The sequence below is a fragment of the Streptomyces sp. NPDC088350 genome (genome assembly GCF_044753545.1).
Taxonomy (GTDB): Bacteria; Actinomycetota; Actinomycetes; order Streptomycetales; family Streptomycetaceae; genus Streptomyces.
The window spans coordinates 58,523-80,274 of sequence record NZ_JBIVNL010000015.1; the positions used below are offsets into that span (position 1 = coordinate 58,523).

Sequence of the window (21,752 nt, forward strand, 5' to 3'; positions counted from 1 at the left end):
ACGGGCAGTCACCACCGTTGTATACGCCGCACACGGGGATCATGGCCGACCTGCGGGGCCCGGTGGCCCATGTTTCGGAGCGGTAAAACAAAAACATGATCCGGTGACCGGTGTGCCGTGAGTGTCGTTGGGCGGGAGCAGAACCATTTCTGCCTCAGGTTCGATCCCCGATCAACCCCCGATCAACTCGCCACCCACTTAAGGCACTTCAGTGGACGTCACAACAAAAGCGACCACCAGCATCCGCACCAGGCTGCTGAGGATTCTGATCCTCGCCCTCGCGGTCCTGCTCGCACTGCTCGGCGTCGCGGCCGCCGAACAGATCTCCGCCTATCGCAACGCCTCCGCGACCGCCGACAACGCCCGCCTGGAAATCACCCTCCAAGGACTCGTCCACGAGTTGCAGAAGGAGCGCGGTCTCACCACCGGATACGTCGGCGGCGTCCAGCAGTTCAGCGCCAAGCTGCCCGCGCAGCGCAAGGCGACCGACACCGCGCGCCAGCAGTTGGACGTGGCCCTGGAGGGGCGTGAGGACTCGGCTGCCGGTTCCGTGCGCGAGTCCCTCGGCCGGCTCGACGGACTCGCCGGCATCCGCAAGGACGCCGACGACGGCACCGGCGTGGTGAAGGACACCTTCGACTACTTCACCACCACGATCACCGTCCTCGACCGGCTCGACCTCGGCCTCGAAGACGTCCACGACGGCAACCTCCGCGACGCCTACCAGGCGCTCCAAGTCCTCGGCAACGCCAAGGAGTTCACCGGCGAGGAGCGCGCCATCGTGCTCGGTTCGGTACGCGCGGGGAAGTTCCGCGGCGGCGACTACAGCCGGTTCATGGAGATCCGCGCCGGGCGCCTCGCCGCCCTCGACGCCTTCCCGCGGTCGGCCGGCGCCATGCAGGAACGGCGCCTGGACACCGCCCTGACCACGCCCGACGCCGAACGCGCGCTGGCGTACGAGAGCAAGGCGGTGCACGGCACCGGGAAACTCAAGTCGAGCGCGATTCCGCCGATGGCCTGGTGGGACTCCATGACCTCCACCATCAACGGGATGCGGGACGTGCAGATCGGGCTCGGCACCGATGTCGAGAACCGCGCCGCCCAGCTGGAGAGTTCGGCCCAGCGCGACCTGCTGCTGTTCCTGCTGCTCGCCCTCGGCACGGTCGTCGCGCTCGCCGCGCTGGCCCTCGACTGCGTACGGTCCGTGTCCTCGCCGCTCGTCGAACTCGCCCAGCAGGCACGGGAGGTGGCCGGCAACAGGCTGCCGCAGGCCGTGGCCGCCGTACAGGACGGGTCGTCCGGGGCGGCGCCGCAGCCGCCCGCTCCGCTGGCCGTCAACGGCAAGGCCGGGGCCGAAGTCCGGGAGGTGGCCGAGGCGTTCGACCGGGTGCAGCGGTCCGCCTTCGATCTCGCCACCGAACAGGCCGTGTTGCGGCGCAACGCCACCGACTCGCTGGTGAGCCTGGGGCGTCGCAACCAGAACCTGGTGCGCCGGCAGATCAGCTTCATCAACAAGCTGGAGCACGAGGACGCCGACCCCGCGACCCTCGCCAACCTCTTCGAACTCGACCATCTGGCCACCCGTATGCGCCGCAACGCCGAAAGCCTCCTCGTGCTCGCCGGGGAGTCCAGCCCCCGCCCCTGGTCCACCCCGCTGGCCGTCAACGACGTGCTGCGCGCCTCGCTGTCCGAGGTCGAGGAGTACCGCCGGGTCACCCTGCGCCGGATCGAGCCCGCGTATGTCACCGGCTCCGTCGTCGTCGAAATCGCCCACCTGCTCGCCGAGTTGGTGGAGAACGCGCTGAGCTTCTCGCCGCCGGACTCCGATGTGGAGATCGAGGGGCGGCGCACCAGCGCCGGTTATCTGGTCGCGATCGTCGACCACGGCTTCGGCATGGACAACCAGGCGCTCGCCGAGGCCAACGTCCGCCTGTCCGGCACCGCCAGCTTCATGGCCGAACCCACCCGGTTCCTGGGCCACTTCGTGGTCGGCGCGCTCGCCCGCAAGTGCGGCATCGAGGTACGGCTCGGCGAGGCACCGGCGGCCGGTGTGGTCGCGCGCGTGCTGATCCCCGCGGGGCTGCTGACGGAGAAGGGGGTCGAGGAGGGGCCGGCGGTTCCCGCCCCGAGGAAGGCGGAGGCGGAGAAGGCGGAGGCGGAGAAGATGGAGAGCCCGGAGCCCGAAGCGGTGGTCTCCCCGGTTGCCGCCAAGGGTGGTTCGTCCGCCGCGCGCACCCGCAACGGCCTGGTCAAGAGGCCGCAGCGCAGCGGTATCGCGGCGGCGGTGACAGAGACCGACCGGACCGGCAGGCCCGCCCCCACCGCACCGGCCAACCCGGAACGGACTCCCGAGCAGGTCTCCGGGATGCTCTCCACCCTGCGCAGCGCCCACATGCGGGGCGGGATCAGCGTCGAGAAGGAGAAGCAGCAGAAGACCGAGAAGAGTGCCGCGAAGAACGCCGAGACGAACGAGGGTGCCGCCAAGTGACCACTGTCGACACCCCGCACGACTCGCAGACCTTCAACTGGCTCCTGGCGAACTTCGTCAAGAGCACCGACGGCGTACGCGACGCGGTCGCCGTCTCCTCCGACGGGCTGCTGATCGCCGTGTCCGACGGCCTCGGGCGCACCGAGGCCGACCATCTCGCCGCGATCGTCTCGGGGTTGAGCAGCCTGGCGCGCAGCGCGTCCAAGCGGTACAGCTTCGACGGGGTCAAGCTGATCATGATCGAGATGGGGCGGGGTTTCCTGCTCGTCTCGGCGATCCGCGACGGCAGCTGTCTCGGCGTCCTCGCCGACAGCAGCGGTGAACTGGGCCTCGTCGGCTACGAGATGGCCGTACTCGCGGAGCGGGCGGGTGATCTGCTCACCCCGACGCTCATCGCCGATCTGCGGCAGGCGTTGCCACGGTGAACGGTGAACAGCCCAGGGACGTAGAACCTGACGAGGACGCGACGTTCGTCCGGCCGTTCATCATCACCGGCGGCCGGTCCGAGCCCCTCCAGGCGGATCTGCGGCTGGAGACGCTGGTCGTCGCCGTCGGCGTGGCGGATCCGTCGCTCGCCTTCGAGCGGCGCCACATCGTCGCGGTGTGCGAACGGCCGACGACCGTCGCCGAGGTGGCGCACCGGGTCGGCGTACCCCTCGGAGTGGCCAAGGTGCTGATCTCCGACCTCGTCGCCGCCGGGCAACTCGCCTGCCGGCAACCCGCGGAGCTGCCGCTCCCGATGCTCGAAAGGATCAGGGACCATGTCCGGGCGCTCTGACAAGATCGTGCCGCTGGCCGTGAAGATCGTGGTCAGCGGCGGCCTCGGGGTCGGCAAGACCACGTTCATCGGGGCCATTTCGGAGATCGAACCCCTCGACACGGAGGCGGCGATCACCCAAGTCTCGGTAGGTGTCGACTCGTTGGTGGGCGTCGAGGCGAAGACCACGACGACCGTCGCCCTCGACTTCGGGCGGATCACGCTCGATCCGACGATCGCGCTGTACCTGTTCGGGACGCCCGGGCAGGACCGGTTCTCGTTCCTCTGGGACGACTTGGTCGAGGGCGCCCTCGGCACGGTGGTCCTCGTGGACACCCGGCGCATCGAGGACTGCTTCCCGGCGGTCGACTACTTCGAGTCGCAGGGCGCGCCGTTCGTCCTCGCGGTGAATCGGTTCGACGGGGCGGAGCGGTTCGATGTGGACGAGGTGCGGGAGGCGTTGGGGTTGGGTGCGGATGTGCCCGTGTTGGAGTGTGACGCGCGTGAACGGGGGTCTGTACGGGACGTGTTGGGGGCGTTGATGGACCGGGTCATCGGGGTTCGGGCCACACCACGACGCCGTACGGCCGCCCTGTCGCGATAGGCGGGACAGGGGGCCGGTCCGTGAACTCGGCCCCCTGCAGCCCTGGTTAGCTCTTTAGTTCCGGTGGGGATATCTGCGACTTCGCTATCGCCGAGCCCGTCGTGCCCCACTTCTTGAGGATCTTGTCGTACGTGCCGTCCGCGATCAGTTTGTTGACCGCGGCCTGGAAGGCCGGGGCCAGCTTCGTGTTCTTCTTGAAGGCGAAGCCGACGTCCAGGCGGTGGAACTCGTTGAGGAACTTGACGCCGGTCTGCTGGGCGACGGCGTAGCGCAGGCCGTTGATCGTGGACATCACGACGTCGCTGCGGCCCTGTTGGAGGGACGACCAGATCGCGCCGGACTCGCTGTAGGTCTGCACGCTGTACGCCTTCTTGCCGGCGTCGGTGCAGACCTTCTTGTTCTCCTCAAGGGTGGCCTCGAAGGTGGTGCCCGCGCCGGTCGCGACGTTCAGGCCGCACAGCTGCCCGAGGTCGGTGATCTTGGTGAGCTTGCTGTCCTTGCGGGTGGCGAAGCCCTGGCCGTCGTTGATGTAGGTGACGAAGTCGATCGTCTTGCGGCGTTCGTCGGTCACGCCGAAGTTGCTGGCGCCGAAGTCGTACTTGCCGCTGTCGAGGGCCGGCAGGATCGCCTCGAAACTGGCCTGTTCCGTCTTGAGTTTGATGCCGAGGACCTTGGCGACGGCGTCCGCGAAGTCGACGTCCTGGCCGGTCAGTGTCTTGCCGTCGTCCAGGTACGTGGTGCCTGGTGGCGTACCGCCGACGGCCACCGCCACGGTGAGGCTGGTGACGCCGGACGGCAGCAGCTTCGCGGCTGCCGCATCCTTCGGGACGCCGGAGACGACGTCCGTGGTGGGGAGCTTGTCGGCCTTGGCCGCCGCCGCGTTCGCCGCGCCACCGGTCGTGTCGTCCGAACCGGAGCCACAGGCCGTGAGGAGCAGGGCCGCCGAGGTGATGAGGGCAAAAGGTGCAAAATGCCTATAACGGGTACGCGTCGACGTACGCATCGTGTGCGGTCTCCTGAAGGCAAGAGTGAGCAGAACCCGAGGGGGGGTGAGGGATGAGGGGTGCGCGTGTGAAGGCGAAGCGGGAGGAGAGGGGGAACGCGAGAAACGCCCGATCAGGCGGGAGAACCGGGGATCAGGGCGTGCAGTGGGTCAGCTCAACAGGAAGAGGACCACACGCGACCGAGGTCGATGTGGGAGCGCTTGACCAGCCACTGCTGTGGATGCATGAGGTAAGTGGAACAGGCATCCGGTTGTGCGTCAACCGACTTGAGACGTAGCGCTCACAGTATGGACAGCCTTGACAGCAAGGGGAAACGGCGCCGTACCCTCGGTGGACGGCCCTGCTGAGGGGCTCGGCCGTACGGCGCCGCGAGGCGCCCCGTGTGAAGGCACCCACCCGTGTTCGACCGACGTCACGGAGTTGTCTTCTTATGTCTTCCGACACCCTCGCCAAAGCCTCCGCCGCACCGGGCACACCGGAACAGACGGACTCCCCGCGGATCGTCCCGCAGCGCCGGCTCGGCCAGTGGACGGCCGCTGTTGCCGTACTGGTCCTGCTCGGGCTCGCCGTCACCTCCGTCGTCCGCAACAAGGCGTTCCAGTGGGGTGTCGTCGGCGACTACTTCACCTCGGACTCCGTACTGCGCGGCCTGTGGCTCACCCTGTGGCTGACGGCCGTGGTGATGGTGCTCGGCTTCGTCCTCGGCGCGCTGCTCGCGGCGGCCAGGCTGTCCGCCAACCCCGTGCTGCGCGCCGTCAGTTGGGGCTATGTGTGGCTGTTCCGGTCGATCCCGATCCTGGTGCAGCTGCTGCTGTGGTTCAACATCGGGGCGCTGTACCCCGAGTTGCTCGGCGTGAAGACCGTCAACCTGTTCACACCGATCGCGGTCGCGATCATCGGACTCACCCTGCACGAGGCCGCGTACGCCGCCGAGGTGGTCCGGGGCGGCATCCTCTCCGTCGACCGCGGGCAGGTCGAGGCCGCGCAGGCGCTCGGGCTGAGCCGGTGGCGCCGCTGGTGGCGGATCGTGCTGCCGCAGGCGATGCGCTCCATCGTGCCGCCCGCCGGCAACATGCTGATCGGCACCCTCAAGGGCACCTCGATCATCAGCGTCATCGCCGTCCAGGACCTGCTGTTCTCGGTGCAGTTGGTCTATCACCGCACCTACCAGGTGATCCCGCTGCTGATGGTCGCCACCATCTGGTACACCGTCGTCACCTCGGTGCTCAGCGTCGGTCAGTACTACGTCGAGAAGCACTACGCGCGCGGTTCGGAGCGCAGCCGATGAACGCACCCAGGCCATCTCTTGTGATCGTCGGGGCCGGGCCGCGGGGGACCGGTCTCATCGAGCGCATCGCCGCCAACGCGCCCGATCTGTACGCCGATTCGGATGCCGAGGGTCTCGACATCCACCTCGTCGACCCCCACCCGCCGGGCGCCGGACGCATCTGGCGCGCGGCCCAGTCCCCGCTGCTGTGGATGAACTCGCACGCCGAGGACGTCACCATGTTCACCGACGAGACGGTGGTCATGGACGGGCCGGTACGCCCCGGTCCCACGCTGCACGAGTGGGCGGCCATCGAGGGCAGCACCTTCGCCGACCGCCAACTCCAGGGCTCCTACCTGCGCTGGGTGCACGAGGAGGCCGTGGCCGCCCTGCCGCCGGGCATCACCGTCCACCACCATCCGCGGCGCGCCCTCAGGGTGAGCGGCCCGCGCGAGGGACGCCAGCAGGTGTGGCTGGAGGGCAGCCCGCAACCGCTCCCGGCCGACCTCGTCGTCCTCGCCCTCGGTCACCTCGACGCCGAACTGGACGAGGAACAGGGCGAGTTGGCGGCGTACGCCCGCGCCCACGACCTGGTCCATCTGCCGCCCGACTTCACCGCCGACAGCGACCTGTCCTCCCTTGCCCCCGGCGCACCCGTCCTCGTGCGCGGCTTCGGGCTCGCCTTCGTCGACCTGATGGTGCTGCTCACGGAGGGCCGGGGCGGACGCCACGACGGCGACACCTACGTCCCCTCGGGACAGGAACCGGTGCTGTACGTCGGGTCGCGGCGTGGGGTGCCGTACCACTCGAAGATCGGTTACGAGTGGAGTGGTGAACGGCCGCCGCTGCCACGGTTCTTCGGGCCCGCCGAGGTCGACGCGATCCTTGCGCGGCCGGAGGGGTTCGACTTCCGGCGGGACGTATGGCCGCTGATCGAGAAGGAGTTGGGGTTCGCGCACTACCACCGGCTGTTCGGTGTGCACCCCGAGCGGACGGCGATCGCCTGGACCGACTTCGAGGAGAAGTACGCGGCCGGGGAGGCGGCGGACCGCGAGGCTCTCGTGGCGTCCGCCGTGCCCGACCCCGCCGACCGGCTCGACCTCGCGGCGCTCGACCGTCCGCTGGACGGGGTGCGGTACGCGTCGGAGGAGGAGTTCCAGGAAGGGCTGCGGGCTTACGTGGAGGGCGATCTGAGTCGCCGTCATGATGCCTCCAACAGCCCCGACTTGGCCGTCTTCCTCGGACTGCTCTCCGTCTACGGGCAGTTGATCCGGCTCGGTGACGTCGGGCCCTGGTGGCACGGCTTCTTCAGCTTTCTCGCCTCCGGGCCGCCCGGACCCCGGCTGCGTCAACTGCTCGCGCTGTCCCGGGCCGGCGTCGTGCGGTTCGTCGGCGCGGACATGGCCGTCACCGCGGAGGACGGAGTGTTCCGCGCGTCGAGCGCGACCGTGCCGGGCGTGACGGTCGAGGCGCGGGCGCTGGTCGAGGCGCGGCTGCCCGAGCCCACGGTCGGGCGGTCCGTCGATCCGCTGCTGCGCGCACTGCACGCGGACGGGGCCGTGGTGGAGAGCCCTGAAGGGCTGCTGCGGGTGGACCGCGCCGACGGGCGGATCCTCGACGCGGCCGGGCAGCCGCATCCCCGGCGGTTCGCGCTCGGGCCCTACACCGACGTACGGACGCCCGGCGCGTTCACCCGGCCGCGCACCGGAGGGCCCGCCTTCCGGCAGAACGACGCCACCGCGCGGGCCGTGCTGGCGTTCCTGCGGGACCTCGCGTGTCGGGCCTCGGTGTAGCCCCGACCGCCAACTCCGCTGCCAGCACAAGGGATTCACACCATGACCGTCATGGTCGACATCAGGTCCGTCCACAAGAGCTTCGGACCGCTGGAAGTGCTCAAGGGCATCGACCTCGCGGTGCGCGCCGGCGAGGTCACCGTGATCCTCGGCCCGTCCGGGTCCGGCAAGTCGACGCTGCTGCGCACCATCAACCACCTGGAGAAGGTGGACCAGGGCCTGATCAGCGTCGACGGCACGCTCGTCGGCTACCGGCGCTCCGGCGACAAGCTGTACGAACTGCGTGAGCGCGAGGTGCTGAAGCAGCGCACCCGGATCGGGTTCGTGTTCCAGAACTTCCACCTCTTCCCGCACCTCACCGTGCTGGACAACATCGTCGAGGCACCGGTCTCCGCGCTGAAACGCCCCCGCCGAGAGGCAGTTGAGAGCGCGCGCCGGCTCCTCGGCCGGGTGGGGCTCACCGACAAGGCCGACGCCTACCCCCAGCAGCTGTCCGGCGGTCAGCAGCAGCGGGTCGCCATCGCCCGCGCGCTCGCCCTGGAGCCGAAACTGCTGCTCTTCGACGAACCGACCTCCGCGCTCGACCCCGAGCTGGTCGGTGAAGTCCTCGACGTCATCAGGGACTTGGCCCACCAGGGCACCACGATGATCGTCGTCACCCACGAGATCGGCTTCGCCCGCGAGGTCGCCGACACCGTTGTCTTCATGGACGACGGGCGGATCGTCGAGCAGGGCACCCCGACCGACGTACTCGACCGACCCCGGCACGAACGCACCCGGACGTTTCTGTCCAAGGTGCTGTGACGTGCGCAGAAAGGGACTCCCCACATGACCTCCTCGCACGGCCGGGGCCTGCATCTGGCCGCCGCCGTCGACCAGCGGTCGGCCTACGACGCCGACTCCTACGTCGAGTTGGCGCGGCTCGCCGAGAGCGGCGGCCTCGACTTCGTGACGCTCGACGACACCTTCGCGCGCCCCGGACCCGACGCCCTCGCGGTCCTGTCCCGGGTCGCCCCGGCGACCAGCCGGATCGGCCTGGTGCCCACCGTGACCGTCACGCACACCGAGCCCTTCCATGTGCAGGCGGCGGTCGCGACCCTCGACTGGGTCAGCCGGGGCCGGGCCGGCTGGCGGATCGACGTGTCGACCACCGAGGGCGAGGCCCGCCTCTTCGGCCGCCGTCATGCCGCGCCCGGCGACGCGCTGTGGCAGGAGGCCGGTGAAGTCGCCGAGGTGGCCGCCCAGTTGTGGGACAGCTGGGAGGACGACGCCGAGATACGGGACACGGCCACCGGCCGCTTCGTCGACCGAGACAAGCTGCACCACGTCGACTTCACCGGCTCCGAGTTCTCCGTCAAGGGTCCCTCGATCGTGCCCCGACCACCGCAGGGCCACCCGGTTCGCGTGGTCGACGCCACCGAGGGCCAGGCCCGGCGGGCAGCCGCCCGGTACGCCGATGTGGCGCTCGTCCGCGTGGCGAGTTCCGCGCAGGCCGGGGACGTGCGGGCCGAACTGCGGGCGTCCGCCGAGAAGTCCGGCCGCGATCCCGACACCCTGCGGGTCCTGGCGAGCCTCGTCGTCGACCTCGGCGACGGCGAGCACGCGGCCGAGCCCGGTCACGGCGGGGGCGGCCCGCGGCAGACCGCGCACGGCCCGCTGTACCGGGGCGGCCCGGTCGACCTCGCCGAACTGATCGCCGGCTGGCACGGCGACCGTACCGTCGACGGCTTCCACCTCACGCCCGTCGAGCCGCGCCGTGACCTGGAACGGCTCGTCAACGGCACGGTGGCGCTGCTCCAACACCGGGGCCTGTTCCGCACGTTCTACCCGGGCAGCACGCTCAGGGAGCACCTGGGCCTGGCCCGGCCCGCCAACCGGTACGCCGTGACCGGGGGAGCGTCATGACCGTACGGCCACGCGACTCGCGTAAAGAGATCCATCTGGCGGCGCACTTCCCGGGCGTCAACAGCACCACCGTGTGGGCCGATCCGCGGTCGCGGTCCCAGATCGCCTTCTCCTCCTTCGAGCACCTCGCCCGCACCGCCGAACGCGGCCTCTTCGACTTCTTCTTCCTCGCCGAGGGGTTGCGGCTGCGCGAACACAAGGGCCGTATCCACGACTTGGACGTCGTCGGACGGCCGGAGTCCCTCACCGTCCTGGGCGCGCTCGCCGCCGTCACCGAACGGATCGGGCTCGCCGCCACGGTCAACGCCACCTTCAACGAGCCCTACGAACTCGCCCGCAGACTGGCCACGTTGGACCATCTCAGCGGCGGCCGGGCCGCCTGGAACGTGGTGACGTCGTCCGATGCGTTCACCGGCGAGAACTTCCGGCGCGGGGGGTACCTCGACCGTGCGGATCTCTATCAGCGCGCGGCCGAATTCGTGTCCGTAGCGCGGGAGTTGTGGGACTCCTGGACCCCGGACGGACTGTCCCGGCCCTTCGCCCACCGGGGTCAACACTTCGACATCGCGGGCGAGTTCACCGTCCCGCGCTCACCGCAGGGGCACCCGGTCGTCATCCAGGCCGGGGACTCGGGGGAGGGACGGGAGTTCGCGGCACAGGCGGCCGACGTCATCTTCACGAGACACGGCACATTGGAGGACGGCCGCGTCTTCTACGCCGACGTGAAGGGACGCCTCGCGAAGTACGGCCGTAGCGCGGACGACCTCAAGATCATGCCCGGTGTCACCGTCGTCCTCGGTGGCACGGCGGCCGAGGCACAGGAGAGGGCCGCCGAGATCAGGCGCCGGCAGGTCTCCCCGCAGAACGCGATCCTCGCCCTGGAACAGATCTGGGGCACGGACCTCTCCTCCTACGACCCCGACGGCCCGTTCCCCGACTTCGACCCGGTGCCCGACCCGTCGCTCACCCAGGGGCGGACCCGGCGCGGCGACACCGTCGCGATGGCCGAAAAATGGCGGACGCTGTCGCGGCAGAAGGGGCTGTCCATCCGGCAGACGGTGATCGAGGCGAGCGGCCGGCAGTCCTTCATCGGCACCCCGGAGGCCGTGGCGACCGAACTCGAGACGTTCGTACGACAGGACGCCGCCGACGGCTTCGTCCTCGTGCCGCACCTCACCCCGGGCGGGCTCGACGAGTTCGTGGACCGGGTGGTGCCGCTGCTCCAGGAGCGCGGTGTGTTCCGCACGGAATACCGGGGCGCCACCCTGCGCTCACATCTCGGGCTCCCCGACCCGGCGGGGAAGGGGTGACCGCACGACGACAGGACTGAGCGCACGACGATGGAGCTGACGGTATGACCTCGGACGCGGCCGACGACTGGAAGCGGTGGCACGGGCACCGCACACAGACCGTGTCGGCTCCCTACGGCCCCCTCGCCCTCACCGGCACGCACTGGCTGGAGGACTATCCGGACGGGCGACTTCCGGACATCCCGGGGGGATGGATTCCCGACGGTGACGCCGTCGTTCTCACCGCGTCGGCGGCCGACGGACTGACCGTCGACGGGGAACCCTTCGCCGGCGGGATCCGCCTCGGCGTGGACACCGGCCCGGTGAGCGCGGCCCGCGTCGGCCTCGGTGGGCGCCGGCTGGTCGTCCTGATCCGCGAGGGCGTCTGGGGCGTGCGCGACTACGACCCCGACTCGGCGGCGCGGCGCGCGTTCCGGGGCATCGAGGCCACGCCCCACGAACCGCGCCTTTCGGTTCCGGGACGCTTCACGCCGTACGACGCGGGACGCACCGTGCGCGTCGGTACCGCGGACGGTGTCGAACGCGGGCTCGGGCTCGCCGGTGAACTCGCCTTCCAGCTCGACGGGTTGGAGCTGACGCTTCAGGTGGCGACGCAGGGCGACGGCAGGTTGTGGGCGGTGTTCGCCGACTCCACCAGCGGGGACAGCAGCTACCGGTTCCGCTTCCTGTACCCGGCGGCGCCCGACGCCGAGGGGCGCACGACGGTCGACTTCAACCGGGCGGTGCTACCGCCGTGCGCGTTCGCCGACCATTTCGTCTGCCCTTTCCCGCCGCCGGGGAATACGCTGGGCGTCGCGATCGAGGCGGGGGAACGCAACCTCCGGTAGGTGGGCATCGATCCCTGGTGGACAGGGCTTCCACCTTTCGCGGCGGGGTGATCAACTCGCGTAGATCGTGGGCAGGTTGAAGGCCGTACGGCCGAAAGGTGCCCTTGCGTCCTTCGGCCGGGCAGCCGAATACTCCCCCACAGCGCTTGTCAGGGACACGGCGTGTTCGAAAACCGGACGCCCGAACCTGGCTGCGCCTCACGGGCCCCGACCCCACGCGGGCCCCCGAATTCCCCTAGGAGGGAACGAAACGTGAGGATCAAGCGCACCACCCCACGCAGCGGAATCGCGAGACGGACCAGGCTGATCGCCGTGGCCACCGGATTCGTCGCCGCTGCCGCGTTCGCCGTCCCCACCGCGAGCGCCAGCGACGCACACACGTTCAGTGCGAGCCAGCTCTCCGCGGCGAACTCGTCCGTGCTCAAGGCCGATGTCCCGGGCACCGCCTGGGCGGTCGACAGCAAGACGAACCGTGTCGTCGTCACCGTCGACAGCACGGTCTCCCAGGCCGAGATCGCGAAGATCAAGTCGCAGGCGGGCAGCACCGCCGGCGCGCTCACCATCAAGCACACGGCCGGCCGGTTCAAGAAGCTGATCACCGGCGGCGACGCCATCTACGGCGGCGCCTACCGCTGCTCGCTCGGCTTCAACGTGCACAGCGGGAGCACGTACTACTTCCTGACCGCCGGCCACTGCGGTCAGGTCGCCTCCACCTGGTACTCCAACTCGGGGCACACCACGACGCTGGGCACGAACGTGGGCTACAGCTTCCCGACCAACGACTTCGCGCTGGTCAGGTACACCAACACATCGATCGCCCACCCGAGCGCGGTCGGCAGCCAGACCATCTCCAGCGCGGCCACACCGGCCGTGGGCACGACCGTCTACCGTCGTGGCTCCACCACCGGCACGCACAGCGGCCGGGTCACCGCCCTGAACGCGACCGTCAACTACGGCAGCGGCGACGTGGTGTACCAGATGATCCAGACCACCGTCTGCGCCGAGGGCGGCGACAGCGGCGGTCCCCTGTACGCGGGCACGGTGGCCTACGGTCTGACCTCGGGCGGCAGCGGCGACTGCACCTCCGGCGGCACGACCTTCTTCCAGCCGGTCACCGAGGCGCTGAGCTACTACGGCGTGAGCGTCGGCTGACGTCCGCCCGCATCTCCTCCGCTCCGGACTGCAGCCGGTAGCGGGTGAGCTCCCGTACGCAACTGGCGTGCGGGGGCTCGCTCTTGTGCGGAGCGCGGAGTTACCGTCGTTGCATCGGAGAAAGCACCTGATACGCCACGTCGGACCCTGGGGGGCCGTGATGGTCGAGGAGCTGGTGACGGCGGGAGTGACACTCGCGTCCGTCGGAGCGGTGTACGCGATGGCGGCGGCGCGGGTCGTCAAACAGTACGAACGGGGTGTGGTGTTCCGGCTCGGCAGGCTCCGGCCGGACGTGCGCGGACCCGGGTTCACCATGGTCGTCCCGTTCGTGGACAAGCTCCGCAAGGTCAACATGCAGATCGTGACGATGCCCGTGCCCGCGCAGGAGGGCATCACCCGCGACAACGTGACCGTCCGGGTGGACGCCGTCGTGTACTTCAAGGTCGTCGACGCGGCGGACGCGTTGGTACAGGTCGAGGACTACCGGTTCGCGGTCTCGCAGATGGCGCAGACCTCGCTGCGCTCGATCATCGGCAAGAGCGACCTCGACGATCTGCTCTCCAACCGCGAAAAGCTCAACCAGGGCCTGGAGTTGATGATCGACAGCCCCTCCATCGGCTGGGGCGTGCAGATCGACCGCGTCGAGATCAAGGACGTCTCCCTGCCCGAGACGATGAAACGCTCGATGGCCCGCCAGGCCGAGGCCGACCGCGAACGCCGGGCCCGGATCATCAACGCCGACGCCGAGTTGCAGGCATCCAAGAAACTCGCCGAGGCCGCAGCGCAGATGTCCGAACAACCCGCAGCCCTCCAACTCCGCCTGCTGCAAACGGTGGTGGCGGTGGCGGCGGAAAAGAACTCGACACTCGTACTCCCCTTCCCGGTCGAGCTGCTGCGCTTCCTGGAACGGGCGGCCCCGCCCGCGCCCACAGCGCCTGTGGCGCCAGTTGCCCCCGTGGCACCGCAACCGGTGCAGGAGCAACTCCCGCCCGCCGCGCCCCACTCGGATCCGGAACCCGAGGGGTCGGATTCAGGGCAGGGGTAGGGCCTGTCCGGCGGATCAAGTCGCAGGAAACGGGGTGACTGCGGATATTCAAGGCGAGGGGGCGTGCGAGCGCGTTCCCCGCACGACCGGAAGTCGACCTTGTACGCCCCCTGTGCGATTCGGAAGAGTGGACGCTCGTCAACCTACCTTTCGGCCTGTCGCGTACCCATGACACGCCGGGCCGATTCCCCACAGGAGGACACGAGTTGAAGCACCGACGCATACCCCGGCGACGGCTGGTCGTGGCGGGCGCGGGCACAGCCGCACTGGTCGTCGCCGGAGCCTCCTTGCCGAGTGCGAACGCCGGCGAGGCCACGAAGGCGACCGCACCCCGCACCCTCTCCGCTCCGGCGGCCGGAAAGCTCGCCTCGGCGCTCGGCAGGGACCTCGGCACCGGCGCGGCCGGCACGTTCTACGACGCGAAGACCAGGAGTCTCGTGGTCAACGTGCTCGACAGGGCCGCCGCCGACACCGTCGAGGCGGCCGGCGCCCGGGCGAGAATCGTCGAGAACTCCCTCGCCGAGCTGACGAGCGCCCGTACGACCCTCCAGCGGGACGCCACCATCCCCGGCACCTCGTGGGCGACCGACCCGACCACCAACAAGGTCGTCGTCACCGCCGACCGCACGGTCTCCGAGGCCGAATGGACCGCGCTCGCCGAGGTCGTCGACGGACTCGGCGGCACGGCCGAACTCCGCCGGACCAAGGGGGAGTTCAAGCCCCTCATCGCGGGCGGCGACGCCATCACCGGCTCGGGCGGGCGCTGTTCGCTCGGCTTCAACGTGGTCAAGGGCGGTGCGCCCTACTTCATCACCGCCGGGCACTGCACCGAGGCCGCCTCCACCTGGTCCGACTCCAGCGGCGACGAGATCGGCACCAACGAGCGGTCCAGCTTCCCGGGCAACGACTTCGGCCTGGTCAAGTACACCTCGGACGTCGCCCACCCGAGCGAGGTCGACCTCTACGACGGCTCCGCGCAGCCCATCACCCACGCCGCCGACGCCACCGTCGGCGAGAAGGTGACCCGCAGCGGCTCGACGACCCAGGTGCACACCGGGACGGTCACCGGCCTGGACGCCACCGTGAACTTCGGCAACGGCGACATCGTCAACGGCCTCATCCAGACCGACGTCTGCGCCGAGCCCGGTGACAGCGGCGGCGCGCTGTTCGACGGCGACGCGGCGATCGGCCTCACCTCCGGCGGCAGCGGCGACTGCGCCTCGGGCGGCGAGACCTTCTTCCAGCCGGTCACCGAGGCGCTGTCGGCCCTCGGCGCGCGGATCGGCTGAGCGGCGGCACGACCGAGCGCCGTGGCGGTGAGGGATCTGTGTCCGTACGGTCGGCTCAGCGTTGGGGCCAGTACCACAGCGGTTCGTCGAGCGGGCCCTCACGGCCCGCCACCGTGGTCTGCCCGAACTCCTTCACCAGCTCTGTGGAGTTGACGTCGAGACGGTGACGTATCGCGCCCTTCTGGAGAGCGTCCGCGAGCGGTCTGGCGTGGGTGACCACGATGATCTGGGTGTCCTTGGTGGCGGTGAGGATCAGATCGGCGAGCGGCGGGATCAGGTCCGGGTGGAGACTCGTCTCCGGTTCGTTCAGCACCAGCAGCGACGGTGGCCGGGGCGTCAACAGTGCCGCCGCCCACAGGAGATAGCGCAGGGTGCCGTCCGACAGCTCGGCGGCGGTGAGTGCGCGCAGCAACCCGTGCTGCCGCAGGGCGAGTCGGAAACGTCCGCCCAGGTCGGCGATCTGGACCCGGCTGCCGGGGAAGGCCGCGTCCACGGCCGCGTCCAGCGCCTCGCCGTCACCGACCTCGCGGATCGTCTGCAGGGCGGCGGCCAGATCGGAACCGTCACCGCTGAGCACCGGCGTCCGCGTGCCGATCCGGTCGGTTCGGGCCGGCGCGTGCGCGTCGGTGCGGACATGGTCGTAGAACCGCCAGGACCTGATGAACTCCCGCACCGCCAGCACATCGGGTGCGTGCTGGGGGTCGGCCAGCTCGCCGAGCATGCTGTCGTACAGGCGCAGGGTGCCGTGCGCGCGGGACCAGCCGCCGCCCGCGCCGCGCAGTTTGACGGCGGCTCCCGCGCGGTCGGAGAGGACCGAGGCGGGGCGGAGCACGGGGCCGCTCCAGATGCACTCGCGTTTGATCTCCGGGTCGAGGTTGAACAGGGAGGGGGCGCTGCCCGCGCCGGGGGCGGGGCTCGGGTGCCCGAAGTCGACTGCGTAACCGAACTCGTCGCCCGCGAAGCCCAGTCGCAGACTGACCGGGCCCGAGCGCACGGTGCCCTGCACGGGATGTATGCCCTCGCGCACCGAGCGGCCGATCTTCTCCGGGCCCGCCCACAGGACCGACGGCAACCCACCTTCCTGCGCGAGGGCCGCGACAGCGCCGCCGCGCGCGGACTCGGCGAGCAGGCGCAACGCGCGATACAGGCTCGACTTGCCCGTGCCGTTCGCCCCCGTGATCACGTTCAGCGCGGTCAGCGGGACGATCAGGCGGCGTAGTGAGCGGTAGTTCTCGACGGCGAGGGTGCTGATCATTCGTCCAGGGTCGCAGACGGGTCTGACAACGCCGGGCGACCAGGGCAGCGGCGCAGCGTCGCCGTCAGCAGGGTGATCACGATCCCGAAGACCCCCTGCAGGGCGAGGGGCGCGGCCCCCACGGCGAACGTGATCAGCGCGCCGAGCCGGGCAACCGCTTCAGTCGGGTCACCGTCTGCTCGGCCGTGACCTGAGGCGCGACGACCCCGAAAGCCACATCCCGTACGGGACGTACCGGCACCGGGGGTCTCTGTCATGTCCCCCGCGATCTCGGCGGCCGGGTGCCCGCACAGGCGGGAAGGGGCCGAACGGATGTCGTGCGGGTGTTCGGAGGCGATTTTCCCCAACTGCTCGGCCCGGCCGGGGAGCTGACGGAGTGGTGTCCATTTCGGCCACCGCTCACCTCTCCAAAGAATCGTTCATGTATTCGAATGTGGTCGCTGACCGGGGCTGATGGGGTTAGGGTAATCGAACGGACGTACGATGAACATATCGGGCGGATGGCCGAAAAGGGGTGGAGTGATGGAGGTGCGGCATGGCGGGCTTCGCCCATCTGCACGTCGCGTCCGGTTACTCCGCCCGCTACGGCGCCTCCCACCCCGAGCAGCTCGCCCAGTGGGCGGCCGAGCGCGGGATCGCGGCCCTCGCGCTCACCGACCGGGACACGGTCACCGGTGCCGTCCGGTTCGCGCGGGCGTGCGCCGGGGCCGAGGTCCGGCCGGTCTTCGGCATCGACCTGGCGGTGGAGGCGCTGGCGCCCCCGCCGCCCGCGCGGCGCCCGCCCACCCCCGCGCATGGCGGCGCGCACGTGGCCGAGCCGCCGCTGCGGTTCGTGCTGCTCGCCCAGGACCGGGCGGGCTGGGCGCGGCTGTGCCGCATCACCTCGGCCGCCCACGCCGGCACCGCGTCCGGCGCGGCACCGGTGGTGGTGCCGTGGGAGGCGCTGCGCGCGTACGGCGGCCCCGGCCTGACCGTTCTGCTCGGACCGCTCTCGGAGCCGGTGCGGGCGCTGTCGGTGGGCCGGGAGGACGTCGCGATGAAGCTGCTGGCGCCGTGGAAGGAGGTCTTCGGGAGGGGTGTTCGATTGGAAGCCGTCGCGCAGAAACGTTTCGGCACAGGTCCGGGCTCCCTCCGCCTGGCCGCCCGCACCCTGGCCCTGGCCGACCGCACCCGCACCACCGCCGTGCTCTCCAACGCGGTCCGCTACGCCGACCCCGGCCAGCACCGCCTCGCCGACGTCCTGGACGCCGCACGGCTGCTGCGCCCGATCGACCGGCGCCGCCTGGACAGCGGGCAGCGCTGGCTCAAGGACGAGAAGGAGATGACGGTCGTGGCGCGGATGATCGCCGAGTGTGCCGGAACGGACGCCCGCCGGGCCCGCCGGCTGATGGCGGACACCGCGAGCACGGCGGAGGCGTGTGTCGTGGACCCCGTGGACCTCGGCCTCGGCAGGCGGCACTTCCCGGAACCGTCGCTCTTCGGCGCCGGGCCGGGCACGGGCGGCGCGGCCGGGCTGCTGCGCCTGAGGTGTGAGGAGGGTCTGGCCCGACGCGGCCTCGACCACGACCGCCCGGCACTCGACCGGCTGGAGGAGGAACTCGCCGTCATCTCCCACTGGCGCTACGACGCGTACTTCCTCGCCGTCGGCCAGGTCGTCGCCGACATCCGGGCCAAGGGCATCCGGGTCGCCGCCCGCGGCTCCGGCGCCGGCTCGCTGGTCTGCCACGCGCTGGACATCGCCACCGCCAACCCGCTCGACCACAGCCTGCTGTTCGAACGCTTCCTGAGCACCCGCCGGGAGTCACTCCCCGACATCGACATCGACGTGGAGTCCGCCCGCCGCCTGGAGTGCTACGACACGATCTTCGAACGGTTCGGGAAGGAGCGCGTCGCGGTCACCGCGATGCCCGAGACCTACCGGGCGCGCAGAGCGCTGCGCGACACCGGCCTCGCTCTCGGCATCGCGCCCGCGGACGTCGACCGGATCGCCAAGAGCTTTCCGCATCTGCGTGCCTCCGACATCACGAGCGCGCTCGCCGAACTGCCCGAACTGCGCCAACTGGCAGGCGAGGCGCACCGGTTCGGCCCCCTGTGGGAGTTGGCCGAGGGTCTCGACTCCTTGATCCACGGCATGGCCATGCACCCCTGCGGTGTGGTCATCAGCGACGCGACCCTCCTGGACCGGCTGCCCGTGCAGCCCACCCCGCAGGGCGACTACCCCATGGCGATGGCCGCGAAGGAGGAGATCGAAGCGCTCGGCAACATCAAACTCGACGTCCTCGGCGTCCGTATGCAGTCCGCGATGGCCCACGCCGTCACCGAGATCGAACGGGCCACCGGCAACAGCATCGACCTCGACGACCCCCAACAGGTGCCCCTCGACGACGTGTTCGCGTTCAAGCTCATCCAGGAGAGCCAGACGCTGGGCCTGTTCCAGCTGGAGTCACCCGGTCAGCAGGATCTGCTGTCCCGGCTCCAACCCCGTGACGTGCAGGACGTCATCGCCGACATCAGTCTCTTCCGCCCGGGTCCGGTCGCCGGGGGCATGCCCGAGCGGTACATCGCCGCGCGTCATGGCGGTACGCCGGTGTATGCGCACCGGGACCTCGAACCCGTGCTCGCCGACACCTACGGCGTGACCATCTGGCACGAGCAGATCATCGACACGCTGCACGTGTTGACCGGTTGCAGCCGCGCCTTCGCCGAGATCACCCGACGCGCACTCGGCGACAAGGACCAACTGCCCAGGATCAAGGACTGGTTCCACCAGAAGGCACGCGCGCGTGGCTACAGCGCGGCCGTCCGCGACGAGGTCTGGAGGACCGTCGAGGCCTTCGGCGCCTACGGCTTCTGCCGCGCCCACGCGGTCGCGTTCGCCGTACCGGCCCTGCAGAGCGCCTGGTTGAAGGCGCACTACCCGGCGTTCCTGCTGGCGGGGCTGCTCGAACACGACCCCGGGATGTGGCCCAAGCGCGTCCTGGTGTCCGACGCCCGCCGCCGGGGTGTGTCGGTGCTGCCCGTCGACATCAACCGCTCCAGGGTGCGGCACACCGTGGAAATGACCGAGAAGGAGGAGTGGGGCGTGCGGCTCGCGCTGTCCGGGGTGCGTGGTATCGGTGAGGAGGAGTGCGCGCGGATCGAGGAGGGACAGCCGTACGGATCGCTGTCGGACTTCTGGCAGCGGGCCCGTCCCAGTAGACCCGTCGCCGAACGGCTCGCGGAGATCGGCGCGTTGGGGTGTCTGCACGACGGCCGACTCACCCGGCGTGATCTCCTGCTCCAGATCACCGAGTTGCACCGGCAGTCCCGCAACCGGACCGCGGGATCCGGTCAACTGCCCATGGATACGGGCGCTGTCGGGGGAGCGGAGCCGAGCGGGTTGCCGGAGATGACCGGACGCGAGGCGCTGAGCGCCGAGTTGGACACGCTCGGCATCGACATCTCCCGGCATCTGATGGAGCATCACCACCGGCTGCTGCGCGAGATCGGCGCGACGGACGCGGCGCACCTGGCCGAACTGCGTGCCGGTCAGCAGGTGTTGGTCGCGGGGGTGCGGGCCTCGACGCAGACCCCGCCGATCGCGAGTGGCAAGCGGATCATCTTCGTGACGCTGGAGGACGGCTCGGGTCTGGTCGACCTCGCCTTCTTCGAGGACTCCCACCCGGCCTGCGCGTACACCGTCTTCCACAGCGGGCTGCTGCTGGTGCGCGGGACGGTCCAGGTGCGCGGCACCCGTCGTACCGTCGTCGGTTCCATGGCCTGGGACCTGGACGAGATCGCGGCGGCCCGCCGGGACGACGGACCCGAGGCCGCCCTCGCCCTCCTGGGTGCCGGCCGCCCGCATCCGACCCCCGCCCAGCCGGCTCCGGGACGGCCGCAGCCCGCCCAGCCGCACCGCACCTTGGCCAACGGCACCACCGGCGCCCGCCTCCACCCGTACGCCGACCTCCAGCCCGCCGGCACCCGTTCCGCCGACCTGAAGAAGTTCGGCCACCGCAGCCCGGGGAGTGCGGGATGAGCACACGTCAGCGGCACATCGCCCACCTCCACCTGCATACCGAGCTGACGGAGACCCAGTACGGCGATGTAATCGAACTGGTGTCCGGAATCACGCCCCACGTCCAGGCCGTCCCACCCAACGCCCTTCAGCTGGACCTGACTTCGGCGCTCCGGTACTTCGACCTGACTCCCTACAACGCGGTCCAGACGGTGAAGATGAGGCTGAAGGCCCTCTACGACATCGACAGCAGCGCCGGCCTCGCGGGCAACCGCATGCTGGCCGCGATGGCGGCCGACGCGTCCGCACCCGGGGAGACCACCTGGGTGCCCACCGGGGAGGCGGCCGACTGGTTGTACGCGCGGCCGGTCACCGCGCTGCCCGGGATCGGCCGCGCCACGGCGGACACGCTCCACCGGTACGGCCTGCACACCGTCGGTCAGCTCACCGACCTGCCCCCGGCGACCCTGCAACGGCTCCTCGGCGCGGGCCAGGCACGGCTGTTGGCCGAGCGGGCCCGCGGCCACGACCCCCGCCCGGTCGTCCCCGCGGAACCGGCGGCGCATCTGGTCGCCGACCTGGCCCTGAGCCGGGACTGCCTGGACCCGGCCCAACACCACCGTGCCGTCCTGGGACTTGCCGAGCGGATCGGTCAACGGTTGCGTGGAGAGAGGCAGTTCGCGGGCAGGCTCACCCTCACGGTCCGCTATGCCGACCTCCCCCACTCTCAACTTCGTTCGAGCGGGGGGACCCCCATCTCCACCACCCGCACCCGTGCCCTGCCGGAACCCACCGACCACTCACCCGCCCTCACCGCCACCGCCCTGGGTCTGTTGACCTCCCTCGGACTGCAACGCGCCCGCGTCCGCGCCTTCGTGCTCCGCGCCGACGACCTGCGGCCGGCCGGCAGTGCCTACCGTCAGCTCTCCATGGATCCCACGGACGCCCGCGCCCGCGCGGTCGAAGCCGCCGCGGACCGGGCCCGTCGGCGCTTCGGGCAGGGGGCCGTACGCCCGGCCGCACTGGCCGACTGACCTCGGCCGTGCCACGAACAGTCAA

Annotated in this window: 17 protein-coding genes; 15 read left to right on the plus strand and 2 right to left on the minus strand. The window is 70.5% G+C overall.

Annotation, left to right across the window (positions count from 1 at the left end):
* Window positions 1-211: 211 nt before the first annotated feature.
* The 4 genes from ACIQBL_RS40485 to ACIQBL_RS40500 are packed head-to-tail and all read left to right on the plus strand — an operon-like array spanning window position 212 to window position 3,849.
* Window positions 212-2,488, plus strand: coding sequence for a nitrate- and nitrite sensing domain-containing protein (locus tag ACIQBL_RS40485; protein WP_401951791.1), 2,277 nt, complete (start codon window positions 212-214; stop codon window positions 2,486-2,488).
* A complete protein-coding gene (locus ACIQBL_RS40490) occupies window positions 2,485-2,913 on the plus strand; it encodes a roadblock/LC7 domain-containing protein (protein ID WP_033286269.1) in 429 nt (142 codons plus the stop codon). Before ACIQBL_RS40485 ends, ACIQBL_RS40490 begins: the two co-directional genes overlap by 4 nt.
* Window positions 2,910-3,266: a DUF742 domain-containing protein gene (locus ACIQBL_RS40495; protein ID WP_401951794.1), complete on the plus strand. Its 357-nt coding sequence runs from the start codon at window positions 2,910-2,912 to the stop codon at window positions 3,264-3,266. Before ACIQBL_RS40490 ends, ACIQBL_RS40495 begins: the two co-directional genes overlap by 4 nt.
* Window positions 3,250-3,849, plus strand: a complete 600-nt coding sequence (locus ACIQBL_RS40500) for an ATP/GTP-binding protein (protein WP_384150716.1) — start codon at window positions 3,250-3,252, stop codon at window positions 3,847-3,849. The genes ACIQBL_RS40495 and ACIQBL_RS40500 overlap by 17 nt, the downstream gene beginning before the upstream one ends.
* 46 nt (window positions 3,850-3,895) lie before the next feature.
* Here ACIQBL_RS40500 and ACIQBL_RS40505 read toward each other — a convergent pair whose 3' ends face one another.
* Window positions 3,896-4,852, minus strand: a complete 957-nt coding sequence (locus tag ACIQBL_RS40505) for an ABC transporter substrate-binding protein (protein WP_401951797.1) — start codon at window positions 4,850-4,852, stop codon at window positions 3,896-3,898.
* Window positions 4,853-5,283: 431 nt separating this feature from the next.
* Between ACIQBL_RS40505 and ACIQBL_RS40510 the strand changes: the two genes are divergently transcribed.
* From ACIQBL_RS40510 to ACIQBL_RS40550, 9 genes are all read left to right on the plus strand, one after another.
* Window positions 5,284-6,141: an amino acid ABC transporter permease gene (locus tag ACIQBL_RS40510; protein ID WP_401951800.1), complete on the plus strand. Its 858-nt coding sequence runs from the start codon at window positions 5,284-5,286 to the stop codon at window positions 6,139-6,141.
* Window positions 6,138-7,913, plus strand: a complete 1,776-nt coding sequence (locus ACIQBL_RS40515; protein ID WP_401951803.1) for an FAD/NAD(P)-binding protein — start codon at window positions 6,138-6,140, stop codon at window positions 7,911-7,913. The genes ACIQBL_RS40510 and ACIQBL_RS40515 overlap by 4 nt, the downstream gene beginning before the upstream one ends.
* A gap of 42 nt (window positions 7,914-7,955) precedes the next feature.
* Entirely contained in the window at window positions 7,956-8,717 is a 762-nt protein-coding gene (locus ACIQBL_RS40520; RefSeq protein ID WP_401951806.1) for an amino acid ABC transporter ATP-binding protein, read from the plus strand.
* 24 nt (window positions 8,718-8,741) lie between these two features.
* Entirely contained in the window at window positions 8,742-9,818 is a 1,077-nt protein-coding gene (locus tag ACIQBL_RS40525; RefSeq protein WP_401951809.1) for an LLM class flavin-dependent oxidoreductase, read from the plus strand.
* Window positions 9,815-11,128: an NtaA/DmoA family FMN-dependent monooxygenase gene (locus ACIQBL_RS40530; protein ID WP_401951812.1), complete on the plus strand. Its 1,314-nt coding sequence runs from the start codon at window positions 9,815-9,817 to the stop codon at window positions 11,126-11,128. Before ACIQBL_RS40525 ends, ACIQBL_RS40530 begins: the two co-directional genes overlap by 4 nt.
* 44 nt (window positions 11,129-11,172) lie before the next feature.
* The gene (locus tag ACIQBL_RS40535; RefSeq protein ID WP_401951815.1) at window positions 11,173-11,955 is read left to right on the plus strand and encodes a DUF1684 domain-containing protein; all 783 of its coding nucleotides are present in this window, start codon (window positions 11,173-11,175) and stop codon (window positions 11,953-11,955) included.
* A 252-nt stretch (window positions 11,956-12,207) separates the two neighbouring features.
* Window positions 12,208-13,107: a S1 family peptidase gene (locus ACIQBL_RS40540; RefSeq protein WP_401951817.1), complete on the plus strand. Its 900-nt coding sequence runs from the start codon at window positions 12,208-12,210 to the stop codon at window positions 13,105-13,107.
* A 160-nt stretch (window positions 13,108-13,267) separates the two neighbouring features.
* The gene (locus tag ACIQBL_RS40545; RefSeq protein ID WP_401952186.1) at window positions 13,268-14,152 is read left to right on the plus strand and encodes a slipin family protein; all 885 of its coding nucleotides are present in this window, start codon (window positions 13,268-13,270) and stop codon (window positions 14,150-14,152) included.
* 206 nt (window positions 14,153-14,358) lie between these two features.
* On the plus strand, window positions 14,359-15,441 hold the full coding sequence (locus ACIQBL_RS40550) for a S1 family peptidase (RefSeq protein ID WP_401951820.1): 1,083 nt from the start codon (window positions 14,359-14,361) through the stop codon (window positions 15,439-15,441).
* A gap of 55 nt (window positions 15,442-15,496) precedes the next feature.
* On the opposite strand, the gene ACIQBL_RS40555 is transcribed toward ACIQBL_RS40550, so the two are convergent.
* Window positions 15,497-16,696: an AAA family ATPase gene (locus tag ACIQBL_RS40555; RefSeq protein WP_401951823.1), complete on the minus strand. Its 1,200-nt coding sequence runs from the start codon at window positions 16,694-16,696 to the stop codon at window positions 15,497-15,499.
* A 535-nt stretch (window positions 16,697-17,231) separates the two neighbouring features.
* Here ACIQBL_RS40555 and ACIQBL_RS40560 point away from each other — a divergent pair.
* Both ACIQBL_RS40560 and ACIQBL_RS40565 read left to right on the plus strand, forming a co-directional pair.
* Window positions 17,232-20,714: a DNA polymerase III subunit alpha gene (locus ACIQBL_RS40560; RefSeq protein ID WP_401951826.1), complete on the plus strand. Its 3,483-nt coding sequence runs from the start codon at window positions 17,232-17,234 to the stop codon at window positions 20,712-20,714.
* Window positions 20,711-21,727: a DNA polymerase thumb domain-containing protein gene (locus ACIQBL_RS40565; protein WP_401951829.1), complete on the plus strand. Its 1,017-nt coding sequence runs from the start codon at window positions 20,711-20,713 to the stop codon at window positions 21,725-21,727. Before ACIQBL_RS40560 ends, ACIQBL_RS40565 begins: the two co-directional genes overlap by 4 nt.
* Window positions 21,728-21,752: the final 25 nt, after the last annotated feature.